Raw genomic sequence first — 13219 nt, forward strand, 5'->3', positions numbered from 1 at the left:
GACTTAAATATGATCACAATAGAACAAACTCCCACTTTGCTCAACATTGCTGTACTGGGCGAATTCACCTTGGCCGATTTCAAGCAATTCGAGGAACATGCGCTTTACATGTTGAAATCATCCGGCACTGTCAATCTGTTATTCGACCTACGTGACATGATCGACTACACGGTGGATGTGGCATGGGAGGAAATAAAATTTTTCAACCTCGAACATCTGCATGACTTCAGCAAAATTGCAGTTATTACTGACGATCAGTGGATTACATGGCAAGCTTGGCTATCACGCATGTTCGTGGATGCTGATATACGCGTCTTTACCGATTATGAACAGGCAAAAATATGGGCAGCTACAGATTGACAATCTTTTAATTATGTTAAAATAACAGTCTATACTTTAATAGACGATGTTTCAGGAGATAATGAATGCTTTCAGGTTTTATTGATTTGCCATGGTGGGGCTATATCGTTGTAGCACTGACCTTAACCCATATTACTATCGCATCTGTTACAATTTATTTGCACCGCCACCAGGCACATCGCGCACTGGATCTGCATACAATTCCCAGTCATTTTTTCCGTTTTTGGTTGTGGCTAACCACCGCTATTGTCACAAAAGAATGGGTCGCCATCCACCGCAAACATCATGCTAAATGTGAGTCAGAAGAAGATCCACATAGCCCAGTTATTCTGGGTATCAAGAAAGTGTTATTAGAAGGCGCTGCTCTCTACCGTAAAGAAGCCGAGAATCAGGCAACATTGGACAGGTACGGCCATTGCACACCGAACGACTGGCTGGAAAACAATCTTTATAGCAAGCGCAGCGAGCTCGGCATCACGCTGATGCTGATTATCAACGTATTGTTGTTTGGCCCACTTGGCCTAACCATTTGGGCTGTGCAAATGGCCTGGATACCTATTAATGCCGCCGGTATTGTCAACGGCATTGGGCACTACTGGGGTTATCGCAACTTCCAGACAGAGGACGCTTCCACTAATATCGCGCCGTGGGGTATCTTCATCGGTGGTGAAGAGCTGCATAACAACCACCATGCTTATGCCTCATCCGCCAAGCTTTCTAACAAGTGGTATGAAATCGACATCGGTTGGTTTTATATCCGCGTCTTAGAAACATTCGGTTTAGCACAAGTCAAGAAACGCGCACCGCGAGTACGCTTGAACCAAGCTAAGACTTCTTGTGACATGGAGACCCTGCAGGCCGTTATCGCCAACCGCTACGAAGTTGCAGCTAGGTATGCCCAGTTACTGAAAAAAACCTACTCGACAGAAATAGTTCAGCTCAAACTACAAGCTTTAGATAAAATTGACGCGGTGAAGGTTAAACAATGGCTGCATTTGGATGAAAGTGTTTTGACTGAACAACAAAAAACAAAACTAAGTGAGGTGATTGAAGCCTGCGGTATCCTGCAGACAACCTATACCCTGCGCCAAGAGTTGGCCGCCATCTGGCAAAGCACTACGGCTACAAAGGAGCAGCTAGTAAAACAATTGGAAGACTGGTGTCGTCGAGCCGAAAGCAGCGGAATAGCAGCGCTACAGGAGTTTTCCCAACGATTGCGTTGTTACGCTTAGGGATGAAATAGCCGATATTTCGTTTTGCGGGTGCTTGCGGGGCGCAGTGCTAGGCGTTTCAAGTGCTGTGTGGTGTGCTAAGAAGCCCACACATAAGTGAGGAACAACGATGCTATGCGCTTGACAGTGCTTCCAGAATGTTGATATTGCTTGATTCATCATTTCGTAGAATACTTCTACTTCTTGTGTAGATATAAATAAAAAAACCCGCTTAGGCGGGATTTTTTATGCGTTTGAACAAAGAAAATAGCTTACTTTAGCTTGATTTCCTTGTACATCACGTGTTTGCGCACTACTGGATCAAATTTCTTGATCTCAAGCTTTTCCGGCGTAGTACGCTTATTTTTGTCCGTCGTATAAAAATGACCAGTACCGGCGCTGGATTCAAGCTTGATTTTTTCACGCATTTTCGTTACTCCTTAAACGTTTTCGCCGCGTGCGCGCATTTCAGACAACACCGCATCGATACCATTCTTGTCAATGGTACGCAACCCGGCATTTGTCAGGCGCAAGGATACCCAGCGATTTTCAGTTTCAACCCACAAGCGACGACGCTGCAAATTCGGCAGGAAACGACGTTTTGTTCTATTGTTGGCGTGAGATACATTGTTTCCCACCATCGGGCGTTTCCCCGTTACTTGACAGACGCGAGCCATAGCTATTTCTCCAACTAGTTTGCAAAAGAAGCGCGATTCTACTCTATAACCTCCTGACTGATCAACCTACTGTTATAGTATTAAGTGAGCGAAATTTAGCAACGCTCAATTTTTCAATGCTTAATCCTCTAAGTTATAACAATTCAGCATCCTTATTTTTCGTTCACACACTTATTTGTATTGATATAGCCCTCACCCTTTTCTAGTAATTCTACATGCGCCCAACTATGCGCAAACGCGATGTCGAGGCGCACGCCTACAGGCAAATCAGTGCTGTCCATAATAATTGCGCCATGCACATCACGTACCATGCTGTAACCGCGTGCCAAAACCTGTTGTGGGTCGAGATGGTCGAGATGTTGTTGCAGGCTGTCTAAACGCGTATCGTAACGCTCCAGTGTGTGCCGCATGACTTCCAGCAGGTCGCGAGCCAAGGTCGTCTGCAGTGCGCCAAGTTGCTCAATGTTTGGACGCACTGCACGTAAACGCCGTTGCATCGACTGGTAATGCCATTGCTGGCGCTCTAATATATTGACTAGCACGTTTTGCAAGCGTCTCTGCAGATTGTCTAGATGCTGAGTTTGTTGTTGCACTCGTTGTGCGGGATGTACCAGGCGACGCTGCAGATAGTCAAGCTGCTGCATTACACGTTCGAATTGACGCTGCTTACCACGTGCTAATCGCTGTGAAAAATGGAACATGCGTTGCAGCAACTCTTGCCGCTCCGGCACAACCAGTTGCGCTGCCGCAGTGGGCGTAGCAGCACGCTGGTCAACGACAAAATCAGCGATCGTAAAATCAGTTTCATGCCCAATGCCGCTGACCACCAAAATGCGGCTGGCGAAAATGGCACGCACTACTATTTCTTCATTAAACGCCCATAAATCTTCGATGCTGCCACCACCGCGACATAACATCAGCACGTCGCACTCCGCGCGCTCATTAGCCAATTGAATGGCTTGTGCGATTTTTTGCGCCGCTCCCTCCCCTTGTACCAGTGTGGGGTACAGCACGACAGATATACTTGGCATACGCTTAGCTAAGGTAATCAACACATCGCGTAAAGCTGCTGCCTGTGGCGAGGTGATGATGCCAATTTGCGCAGGGAAAAACGGCAGCGGCCGTTTTCGTGCAGCATCGAACAACCCTTCAGCTTCTAATTTGCGTTTGAGGCGCTCGAACGCATCATACAAGACACCTAGTCCTGCTGGCCGCATCTGTTCCAGCGTTAATTGAAATTCGCCACGAGCTTCATACAAAGTGGCCAGAGCCAACACTTCCACTTGCATGCCATTTTTGGGTAGCCAGTCAAGGTACTGGCTTTTGTGGCGGAACATCACGCAGCGTACCTGCGTCTGCTCATCTTTCAGGGAAAAATACCAATGCCTGGAAGTAGCGCAGACAAAATTGGAAATCTCACCGCGCACCCATAGCAGCGGCAAGCCATTTTCCAATAGCTGCTTAGCTGCCATGTTGAGCTCTCGCACACTGAATATATGATTTTTTGTGTCTTCAATTAAACTAAAAGTCATGTTGACATATCTTTAATAATCCACAATTGGAGAAATAGGGTCTGTTTATACAATGGATATCGGGCAGTATTTGGGCGACAAATAATATATATTTGTTTTATTTATATTTTTAATAAGCGCATAAATTAAGCAGGCAGCCGAAACTGGTTGTTTGATAAGCAGTTAAGCATTATTTCTAATGCCTTCTCAACATAGTTATCCACAGTTTTTGTGTAAGTACTAAGCATCAAAGCTCCCTAACTCTAATGACGCTGTTAAGCATATTAAAATGATCATGATATAAAATTCAGGGGCATTCTGGTTAAGGTGGCTGGAGAAATCTTGCTCAAACAAGTGCGACCAGATACAGTTCCGTTATTATTAATTTAAACATATTTGGAGAAATTCAGTGTTTGTCATTGTAGAAGCGGCTGGTTGGCCGATTTGGTTTTTGATAGCTGCATCTGTGATTGCCGTTGGGATAATTGGAGAACGCTTGATAAACCTGCGCAACAAAAAAATTGCACCAGCAGGATTGTTCAATAAAGTAGTCCATGAACTTAAGCAGCGTGGAGTCAGCCATGCCATGATTTCCCGTTTAGAGGAAGAATCCCCGCTCGGACGCATCTTCGCCGCTGGCCTTAAAAACATTAAAAGCTCACCCACAGTAATGAAAGAATCTGTCGAGGAAACAGGGCGCGCTGCCGCACATGAGCTTGAACGCTTTCTCACTACATTAGGCACAATTGCTTCTGTAAGCCCACTGTTAGGCCTGTTTGGCACAATGGTGGGAATGATTGAAATTTTCGGCGTGCAAAATACCACAGGAAATGGCCCCGCTGCACTCGCCCATGGAATCTCGATAGCCTTGTACAACACGGCATTCGGTCTGATGGTGGCTATCCCCAGTATGATTTTCTATCGTCATTTTCGCGCTAAAGTGGCTAGCCTGACCATCGAGATGGAGCAGCAGGCAATCAAGCTGATTGAAATCATTCATGGCGCTCGCCAAGATTAAGCCATGAACTTTCAACGTGGCCACATGAGAGAGGAACCAGAAATCAACTTGATTCCAATGATAGATGTATTTTTGGTGATCATAATTTTTTTAATGGTGACTACCTCATACACTAAATTCTCTGAACTGCAAATTAACCTGCCGCAGGCTGGTGGCGAAGAAACAACTTCACAAGAAATACAAATTAATGTGTCAGTAGATGCTTCGGAGCACTACGCCATTAACAATGCGGCCACAGCATTCAATGGTGTACAAAGTATGTCTCAAGCGCTGCGCACAGCCGCAGGCGATCAAAAAGATCCCATCATCGTTATTAACGCCGATGCCAAGGCGCCGCACCAAGCCGTAATTAATATTATGGAAGCAGCGCGTCTCGCAGGTTATGGCCGTATTACCTTCACCACCAGCCGAAAATAACGGGCGGCCTGACTAAGGGAATGCAGTGGCTAGAGCAACACTGGTATCGCACCACGCCGCTCCACCTCATAATGCTGCCTGTCAGTTTCTTATTCCACATAGTTACGGCAACCCGGCGTGCACTTTACCGTAAAGGCATTTTAACGAGCGTGAAGCTGTCGGCCCCTATTATTGTGGTGGGCAATATTACCGTTGGCGGCAGCGGCAAAACTCCGCTTACACTTTGGCTGGCGCAGCAATTAATCGATAGCGGCTGGCATCCCGGCATCATCAGCCGTGGCTACGGTGGCACCAATAAATCTCCGCTGGCAGTGCAGGCGTCGAGCAGTCACGATGAGGCTGGCGATGAAGCCGTGCTGATGGCACAACGTAAGTTGTGTCCGGTGTGGATCGGGCGCGACCGCGTTGCCGCAGCTCACGCGCTGTTACAGGCCCATCCCGAATGCGATATCGTGCTTAGCGATGATGGTCTGCAACATTATCGCTTGCAGCGCGATTTTGAAATCGTGGTAGTAGATGGTTTACGCCGTTTTGGCAATGGCTACCTGCTCCCAGCTGGTCCGTTGCGTGAACCACTCTCACGTCTGACTCAGGTGGATGCCGTAGTCATTCATGGGGGCGTGGCCAGCAAAAATCAGCACAGTATGCAACTGTATGGCGAAATTTTTTACAATCTTCTCAATCCCAATGTTATCGCTCACGCTGCGGATTTTGCCAGCCAACGCCTGCATTCCATCGCCGGGATCGGCCACCCGCAACGTTTTTTCACACATCTGAACAATCTTGGATTAAAAGTGCAAGCTCATCCTTTCCCAGACCATCATAGCTTCACGGCCGCCGATTTGGACTACGCCGATGCAGACGCAGTACTCATGACGGAAAAAGATGCGGTAAAATGCACAACATTCGCTAATGAAAAATGCTGGGTGCTGCGCGTGGATGCACAGCTGGATTCCTTGCTTACCCAACAAATTCTGAAAAAGGTTACTCCTGATGGACGCCAAGCTGCTTGAAATTCTGGTTTGCCCGTTATGCAAATCCCCTCTCGTTTATCGCAAAATTGAACAGGAACTAATCTGCAAGGCGGATCGCTTGGCATTTCCTATACAGGACGATATTCCCGTAATGCTGGCAGATGAGGCACGCAAACTTACCCCGGAAGAAATTGAACGGCTCCGATGATCGCTTTTCATGTCGTTATTCCGGCACGCTTCGCCTCTACCCGCCTGCCGGGTAAGGCATTATTGCCGATTGCCGGCAAGCCGATGGTGGTGCGTGTTGCCGAGCAATCCGCGCACAGCGGCGCACAACAGATTTGGATCGCCACCGATCATCAATCCATCGTAGCTGCCGTGCATGAATATGGCTTTAAGTCCTGTCTGACTCACATTCACCACACCAGTGGCACCGACCGTATTGCCGAAGTGGTGGAGCAACTTGGGTGGCCAGACGACACTATTGTCGTCAACGTGCAGGGTGACGAACCTCTTATGCCACCGGCATTGATCAGTGCCGTAGCGCAACACCTGCACGATCACCCAGAGTGCGCCATCGCCACCGCTTGCCATCCCATCCATGATGAAGAGGCCATGCGCAATCCCAATATAGTCAAAGTAGTGCTGGATAAGCAGAGTAATGCTCTGTATTTCAGCCGCGCGCCAATTCCTTATCCGCGCGATGCGTTCACCCCTGGCGCAGCGCTACCAGAAAATCTTACAGTATCGCGCCACATCGGCATTTATGCCTACCGTGCCAGTTTTTTGCGTGCCTTTCGCAAACTCGCCCCTGCTGCCATCGAACAAATTGAGGCGCTGGAACAGTTGCGCGCGCTATGGCACGGTTACAAGATCGGCGTTACCGTTAGTACAGAAGCACCTCCCAGTGGAGTAGATACCGAACAAGACCTGCATGCAGCCCGCAAGCTGTTCGACAGCAAGCGTATAATCAACGACCAAATTAATGGAGCATCATCATGAGACTTATACTGCTAGGCGCACCCGGCGCTGGTAAAGGCACCCAAGCCAACTTGATCAAAGAGAAGTTCAATATTCCTCAAATATCAACCGGAGATATGTTGCGCGCAGCAGTCAAGGCGGATACTCCGCTAGGACAAGCAGCTAAAAAGATAATGGATGCAGGTGGGTTGGTCTCTGATGACATTATCATCAACCTGGTGAAAGAACGCATCAAAGAACCAGACTGCGCCCATGGCTTCCTGCTGGATGGCTTTCCGCGTACCATACCGCAAGCTCAAGCCATAAAGGATGCCGGTATCGGCATTGATTTCGTGGTGGAAATCGAGGTGCCAGATAGCGATATCATCCAGCGCATGGATGGCCGTCTCGCCCATCCCGCATCGGGGCGTACCTACCATATAATATTCAATCCACCCAAGGTGGCCGGCAAGGATGACATCACTGGCGAAGACTTGGTACAACGCCCGGATGACCGCGCAGACACCGTTAAAAAACGTCTTGAGGTCTATCACGAACAAACCAAGCCACTTGTCGATTACTATATGACTTGGGAAAAAAATGAATCAGCCAACGGAAAACACGGCAATACAAGCGCGCCACACTGTATCAATATTCCCGGTATCGGTAGCGTGGATAGTATAAGTGAACGGATATTTAACGCATTGGCAGCACATCAGTCATGATCAGCAAGCCCATCCTCACGCTTGACGATGCCAAAAAAATTGCTGCGGCTGCCGAGGCCGAAGCACAACGCAACTCCTGGCAAGTCGTGATCGCCATCGTGGATGACGGTGGTCATCTGCTCTACCTTCAGCGTAACCACGGCACCCAGTTTGGCAGCGTGGAAATCGCCACCAAGAAAGCGCGGGCAGCGGTTGCCTTTCAACGGCCGACGAAGGTTGCAGATGATGCGGTACTGAACGGTCGTCTGGTACATCTTGTCTTGCCAGGCGCACTTCCCGCTGAAGGGGGTGTACCACTCATACATAACGACCAGATCATTGGCGGGCTCGGCATCAGCGGCGTACGCTCGCCTGAGGACGGGCAGATCGCGCAAGCTGGCGCGGCGGCGCTTCGCTGATCATGCTTTACACCTTGTCAGGCCGCACACCGGAATTAAACGGACAACAGCATTACATCGCGCCCAATGCCAGCGTCATCGGTTCGGTTATTCTTGAAAATAATGTCAGCATCTGGTTCAACGTGGTAATACGTGGCGACAATGAACCCATCCACATCGGCGCCAACAGCAACGTACAGGATGGTGTAGTAATGCACACCGACCCCGGCGCACCGCTCACAATTGGTAACAACGTTACTGTCGGCCACATGGCGATGCTGCACGGCTGCATCATCGGTGACGGCAGCCTGGTCGGCATCCACAGCACCATCCTTAATCACGCTGTGATCGGGCGCAACTGCCTGATAGGCGCAAATACGCTAATTACAGAAGGCAAAGTAATCCCGGACAATTCACTGGTGGTCGGTTCGCCCGGTAAAGTGTTGCGCAGCCTGCGTGAAGAAGAAATCGCAGCCCTGCATAAAAATGCTGCGCGCTACGTGGAAAATCTTGGTCGCTATCGAGACGGGTTGGCGAGCATTACCTAATTCCGCTTCGCTGAAAAAACAGTTTCGGCCCACACTGTCTACGGCACGTGAACTTACCGTCCATATTTCTTCCTGCACGAAAATGATAAACGTGCCTTATCCCGTTGCCCGATAAAGAGAACAAAATAATCATGGCTAAACCAGCAAAAGAAAACAAAGACGAACCGCTGGATAAAGCAACTGTGGAAAGCCGCCGACAAGCTGCGCAAAAACATCGACACTGCTGAATACAAGCATGTAGTGATGGGGCTGATCTTCCTAACATATATCTCCAATTCCTTTTAATGTTTTACAATGATTTTGCAAGTTGTATAGGGTACTTTTCAAAAATTATTTTGAACCGTTTTCAAATAATAGTCCTCGAAAAACTCCACGACATACTGCTGCCGAAGTTGATGAGCGGCGAGGCAAAGGTAATTTATGCCTAAAAAATCTTACCTGAATCAAATGAAAGAAATTTCCTCTGAAATTTATTTGACAGTATTTTGGGTATGGTTTGTTTTCTGAAAAAATACCACCATTTTTAACATCAGAATCACTTTTAGATTTTTCCAAATCAGCTAAAGAATTAGGGGCACCTCGAAATACCTCTGTTTCGTCGCCCCTGAGTAGGCGGGAGTCTAGTAATATCAGCAAATTGGATTCCCGTCTGCACGGGAATAACGGGTTTTTTTGAGGTACCTGCATTTATAAGGCGGTGACCAATAACGACAGTGCGCGCGAGGTGATGCAGCATGACCAATTTCGTGTGCTGGCGGTGGTGTTGACGCAGAGGGTGCGTGAGAATGTATCGATAGATTGGACGATCAAGGAAAGTGTGAAGGCCAAACTGAAGGTGATTGTGAAAAGAACCTTGCGTCAATTTGGCTACCCGCCAGACATGCAGTTGCTGGCCACTGAAACGGTGTTAAAGCAAGCTGAGATGCTGGCCAATGAGCTGGCAGGCTAATCCCTCAGTGAATATCCACGTGTTGCGCCCAATGCAAACCCATTATTTGATTATCTGAGCCTTTAAAAAGGGAGTAAGATTAATTTCTGCATTGCCAAACGATGGATTAAAGTTCAATAAACTCATAGGGAGTCATCAACCAAATGGATAAAAAGAACGCATTTTATGCACAATCCGGTGGCGTAACCGCAGTAATCAACGCATCGGCTTGCGGTGTGATCGAAACGGCACGCGCACACAAAGACAAAATCGGCAAAGTCTATGCAGGCCGTAACGGCATCATCGGCGCGCTGACTGAAGACCTGATCGATACGACCAAGGATTCTGCCAAGTCCATTGCGGCATTGCGCTACACCCCGTCTGGTGCATTTGGATCCTGCCGCTTCAAGCTGAAAGGTGTCGAAGAAAACAGATTGCAGTATAAGAGATTGATTGAAGTTTTTAAGGCACACAATATCGGTTATTTCTTTTATAACGGCGGCGGTGATTCCGCTGATACCTGCCTGAAAATTTCACAGTTGGCAGATAAAATGGGTTACCCCATTCAAGCAATTCATGTACCCAAAACAGTAGACAATGATTTGCCCGTCACTGACTGTTGTCCTGGTTTCGGTTCGGTCGCCAAATACGTCGCCGTATCGGTACGTGAGGCCAGTTTCGATGTTGCTTCCATGGCCAAGACCTCAACCAAAGTGTTTGTGGTGGAAGTGATGGGCAGACATGCCGGCTGGATAGCCGCTGCCGGTGGTTTGGCCTCGGATGTAAATTGCGAGTTACCGATTGTCATCTTGTTTCCCGAAGTCCCCTTCAACAAAGAAAAATTTCTGGCCAAAGTCGATGCTATGGTAAAGGATTTTGGTTATTGCTCTGTAGTGGTGTCAGAAGGCGTGCAAGGTGCAGACGGCAAATTTCTCTCTGACCAAGGGCTGCGAGATGCTTTCGGTCACGCCCAGCTAGGTGGCGTCGCACCGATTGTGGCTAACATGGTGAAGGATGCGCTGGGTTACAAATTCCATTGGGCGGTGGCGGATTACCTGCAACGTGCCGCTCGCCATATTGCATCCAAAACCGACGTCGAGCAGGCCTATGCGCTCGGCAAGGCAGCGGTGCAAATGGCATTGAAGGGTGAAAATGCCGTTATGCCTACCATTGTTCGACTCGCCGACAAGCCTTACAAGTGGAAAATTGGCGTTGCTCAGCTAAAAAATGTTGCGAATGTAGAAAAAATGATGCCGCGCAACTTTATTTCCAAGGATGGTTTCGGCATCACCGACAAGTGTCGTGCATACCTTGTTCCGCTGATTAAAGGCGAAGATTACCCCCCTTACAAAGACGGCTTGCCACAATATGTTCGGCTCAAGAATGTGGCGGTACCCAAGAAACTGGACGATTTTAAAATGTAACTAAGTAAGCGCTGAATATTTTACCGCGTGACCGAGCGGTGATCAGGCTGGTATCGACAATAGTGCCTTCGGTGCTGCTGCACGATTCAGGTCAGTACTGACCGTATAGTTTGACTGCCGTAATCCGCACCTTCGGTTGCTGCATATTCCAGTTCAAAAGGTTCGATCGCATCCTCTGATTAGGCAATATAATCAAAGCAAAACCACCTTAACCCTGGGCGCTCAATTCAAGATTGATCGGGAGAATAAATCAGCGTTCCCTTTACAGATCGATCATGCTGGGGGAGTTACCACCACTCCCCCCCATTTTTTCTCGCCCTAATCTCTTATGCACGGAATGTTATAATTCGCGTCTTTAAATGCACACTAAAACTCACGCCATGAGTTCACGTTGCTCAATATGCAGGACTTTTGTCGTTGAGTAAGCCTGCTCAAAATTAAGGCTGAGGTTGCCAACTATGAAACGTATCAAAAAATTACTCGTTCTAAATTTCAAGGAATAGAAAAATGACAGCTCATATCATTGACGGTAAAGCCATTGCTCAGGAAGTACGCACTGAGTGGAAGGCGCGTGTGGATGCGCTAAAGACACATGGCATTACGCCGGGCTTGGCCGTCATCATCGTAGGTGAAGATCCTGCCTCAAAGGTGTATGTTGGCAACAAGGTAAAAGCGTGCGCTGAAATCGGGATCTATTCCGAACATATTGCTTTACCCGCCGACACGCCAGAAACAGCTTTGCTGGCGAAGATTGCTGAATTGAATGCTAACCCGGGGATCCATGGTCTGCTGATACAGCTACCCTTACCCAATCACATCGACAGTCACAAGGTCTTGGAAGCCATCAGTCCAAACAAAGACGTAGATGGATTTCATCCAATGAATGTCGGCGCATTGGTTACCGGTACCACCTTATTTCCGCCCTGCACACCTTCTGGTACAATGAAATTGCTGGAGAAAAAGGGCATTGAAATCGAAGGCAAACATGCAGTAATAGTTGGCCGTAGCAATATCGTCGGCAAACCAATGGCACTTATGCTGCTGAACAAAAGTGCCACAGTTACTGTTTGTACCTCCAAGACAGTAAACCTTGGCAAGCATACACGGGATGCAGACATTCTGGTGGTCGCTACTGGCAAGCCTCAGATGATTATTGGCGATATGATTAAGCCCGGTGCGGTTGTAATTGATGTCGGCATTAACCGTCTGCCCAACGGCAAACTAGTGGGTGACGTTGATTTTGAAAGTGCCAAAGAAGTGGCAGGCTATATCACCCCTGTGCCTGGCGGTGTCGGCCCAATGACTATTGCCATGCTGATAGTGAACACTATACAAGCAGCAGAGCGTGAAAAAAAGCAAGAGTAACAGTCAGTTAAACTCATACGGAAATGACGAAACCTAAACCAACTCACAAGGAAAGAAATGACTACAATCACCACCCCATCAGGACTGGAATATGAAGACGTTACCATTGGCACCGAGAGTCCCCCCGCCCAAGGCGGGCACACCGTTACCGTACATTACACCGGTTGGCTTGCATCAGATGGCACGGAATTCGATACCAGCAGAAAAATAAACGATCCTTTTCAATTCACTGTCGGCGCAGGAGAGGTGATAGCTGGTTGGGATGAAGGTGTGCGAGGTATGCAGGTCGGTGGCGTACGTAAGCTGACTGTTCCCCCATCACTGGCCTATGGCGCGCGTGGTGCAGGGCGCGTCATTCCACCGAATGCAACACTGAAGTTTGAAATAGAGTTGATGTCAGCTTTATACGCGCGTCCATAAATTCAAAAAGCGCGAATGCATTGGTATTTAAATCAAAGCTGCAGAGGATAAAAGTCTATCGAGGGTAAGAAAAATAGATAGATATAGTGTGTCAACTTTGTCCGCACTTAAATCTGATGTTTTGTATTACCGGTGCGCAACCGGACAATTATATTATTGTCCGGTTTTTTTACGCTTAAATAGTCGACGCTGAAATTAACGTAACTAATTGATGTTATGTTGCATTATTTTATTTTATGCTATAATTTCGTCCAGTTTTAAAGCGAAAACCATTAAAAGCTGGACGAAACACTATGCAAAAGTC

General features: G+C 47.9%; 19 protein-coding genes. 15 read left to right on the plus strand and 4 right to left on the minus strand.

From position 1 onward, the window contains the following. Positions 1–9 precede the first annotated feature (9 nt). Positions 10–360, plus strand: coding sequence for a SpoIIAA family protein (locus MJ770_RS14955; protein ID WP_239255991.1), 351 nt, complete (start codon positions 10–12; stop codon positions 358–360). A gap of 65 nt (positions 361–425) precedes the next feature. After that, complete coding sequence (locus MJ770_RS14960) at positions 426–1592, plus strand: DesA family fatty acid desaturase (protein ID WP_239255992.1); 1167 nt, start codon at positions 426–428, stop codon at positions 1590–1592. 251 nt (positions 1593–1843) lie between these two features. Here MJ770_RS14960 and rpmG read toward each other — a convergent pair whose 3' ends face one another. The 3 genes from rpmG to xseA form a co-directional block, all read right to left on the minus strand. After that, positions 1844–1999: a 50S ribosomal protein L33 gene (gene rpmG / locus MJ770_RS14965; RefSeq protein WP_239255993.1), complete on the minus strand. Its 156-nt coding sequence runs from the start codon at positions 1997–1999 to the stop codon at positions 1844–1846. Positions 2000–2011: 12 nt separating this feature from the next. Then, on the minus strand, positions 2012–2248 hold the full coding sequence (rpmB, locus tag MJ770_RS14970) for a 50S ribosomal protein L28 (protein WP_239255994.1): 237 nt from the start codon (positions 2246–2248) through the stop codon (positions 2012–2014). Between the two features lie 152 nt (positions 2249–2400). Then, the gene (gene xseA / locus MJ770_RS14975) at positions 2401–3780 is read right to left on the minus strand and encodes an exodeoxyribonuclease VII large subunit (RefSeq protein WP_239255995.1); all 1380 of its coding nucleotides are present in this window, start codon (positions 3778–3780) and stop codon (positions 2401–2403) included. Between the two features lie 388 nt (positions 3781–4168). Here xseA and MJ770_RS14980 point away from each other — a divergent pair, with 388 nt between their 5' ends. From MJ770_RS14980 to MJ770_RS15745, 9 genes are all read left to right on the plus strand, one after another. Then, the gene (locus tag MJ770_RS14980; protein ID WP_239255997.1) at positions 4169–4777 is read left to right on the plus strand and encodes a MotA/TolQ/ExbB proton channel family protein; all 609 of its coding nucleotides are present in this window, start codon (positions 4169–4171) and stop codon (positions 4775–4777) included. Between the two features lie 3 nt (positions 4778–4780). Further along, positions 4781–5194, plus strand: a complete 414-nt coding sequence (locus MJ770_RS14985) for an ExbD/TolR family protein (protein WP_239255999.1) — start codon at positions 4781–4783, stop codon at positions 5192–5194. 20 nt (positions 5195–5214) lie between these two features. Continuing rightward, entirely contained in the window at positions 5215–6207 is a 993-nt protein-coding gene (lpxK, locus tag MJ770_RS14990) for a tetraacyldisaccharide 4'-kinase (RefSeq protein WP_239256001.1), read from the plus strand. Beyond that, a complete protein-coding gene (locus MJ770_RS14995; protein WP_239256003.1) occupies positions 6188–6376 on the plus strand; it encodes a Trm112 family protein in 189 nt (62 codons plus the stop codon). The genes lpxK and MJ770_RS14995 overlap by 20 nt, the downstream gene beginning before the upstream one ends. Continuing rightward, positions 6373–7170 (plus strand): 3-deoxy-manno-octulosonate cytidylyltransferase, encoded by a 798-nt coding sequence (gene kdsB, locus MJ770_RS15000; RefSeq protein ID WP_239256005.1) that lies wholly within the window; start codon positions 6373–6375, stop codon positions 7168–7170. The genes MJ770_RS14995 and kdsB overlap by 4 nt, the downstream gene beginning before the upstream one ends. Next, positions 7167–7853, plus strand: a complete 687-nt coding sequence (adk, locus tag MJ770_RS15005) for an adenylate kinase (protein ID WP_239256007.1) — start codon at positions 7167–7169, stop codon at positions 7851–7853. Before kdsB ends, adk begins: the two co-directional genes overlap by 4 nt. Next, entirely contained in the window at positions 7850–8251 is a 402-nt protein-coding gene (locus tag MJ770_RS15010) for a GlcG/HbpS family heme-binding protein (RefSeq protein ID WP_239256009.1), read from the plus strand. The genes adk and MJ770_RS15010 overlap by 4 nt, the downstream gene beginning before the upstream one ends. Positions 8252–8253: 2 nt before the next feature. After that, positions 8254–8778: a gamma carbonic anhydrase family protein gene (locus MJ770_RS15015; protein ID WP_239256011.1), complete on the plus strand. Its 525-nt coding sequence runs from the start codon at positions 8254–8256 to the stop codon at positions 8776–8778. A 213-nt stretch (positions 8779–8991) separates the two neighbouring features. Further along, entirely contained in the window at positions 8992–9063 is a 72-nt protein-coding gene (locus MJ770_RS15745; RefSeq protein ID WP_445083168.1) for a hypothetical protein, read from the plus strand. Positions 9064–9108: 45 nt separating this feature from the next. Here MJ770_RS15745 and MJ770_RS15025 read toward each other — a convergent pair whose 3' ends face one another. After that, on the minus strand, positions 9109–9414 hold the full coding sequence (locus tag MJ770_RS15025) for a hypothetical protein (protein ID WP_239256013.1): 306 nt from the start codon (positions 9412–9414) through the stop codon (positions 9109–9111). A 61-nt stretch (positions 9415–9475) separates the two neighbouring features. On the opposite strand from MJ770_RS15025, the gene MJ770_RS15030 reads away from it, so the two are divergent. The 4 genes from MJ770_RS15030 (at position 9476) to MJ770_RS15045 (ending at position 12915) form a co-directional block, all read left to right on the plus strand. Continuing rightward, entirely contained in the window at positions 9476–9727 is a 252-nt protein-coding gene (locus MJ770_RS15030; RefSeq protein WP_239256015.1) for a type I restriction enzyme endonuclease domain-containing protein, read from the plus strand. A 143-nt stretch (positions 9728–9870) separates the two neighbouring features. After that, on the plus strand, positions 9871–11130 hold the full coding sequence (locus MJ770_RS15035; protein ID WP_239256017.1) for a 6-phosphofructokinase: 1260 nt from the start codon (positions 9871–9873) through the stop codon (positions 11128–11130). A 507-nt stretch (positions 11131–11637) separates the two neighbouring features. Further along, the gene (gene folD / locus MJ770_RS15040; protein ID WP_239256019.1) at positions 11638–12495 is read left to right on the plus strand and encodes a bifunctional methylenetetrahydrofolate dehydrogenase/methenyltetrahydrofolate cyclohydrolase FolD; all 858 of its coding nucleotides are present in this window, start codon (positions 11638–11640) and stop codon (positions 12493–12495) included. Between the two features lie 57 nt (positions 12496–12552). Continuing rightward, positions 12553–12915: an FKBP-type peptidyl-prolyl cis-trans isomerase gene (locus tag MJ770_RS15045; RefSeq protein ID WP_239256021.1), complete on the plus strand. Its 363-nt coding sequence runs from the start codon at positions 12553–12555 to the stop codon at positions 12913–12915. The last annotated feature ends 304 nt before the right edge of the window (positions 12916–13219 follow it).

Source organism: Candidatus Nitrotoga sp. M5 (genome assembly GCF_927904885.1).
Taxonomy (GTDB): domain Bacteria; phylum Pseudomonadota; class Gammaproteobacteria; order Burkholderiales; family Gallionellaceae; genus Nitrotoga.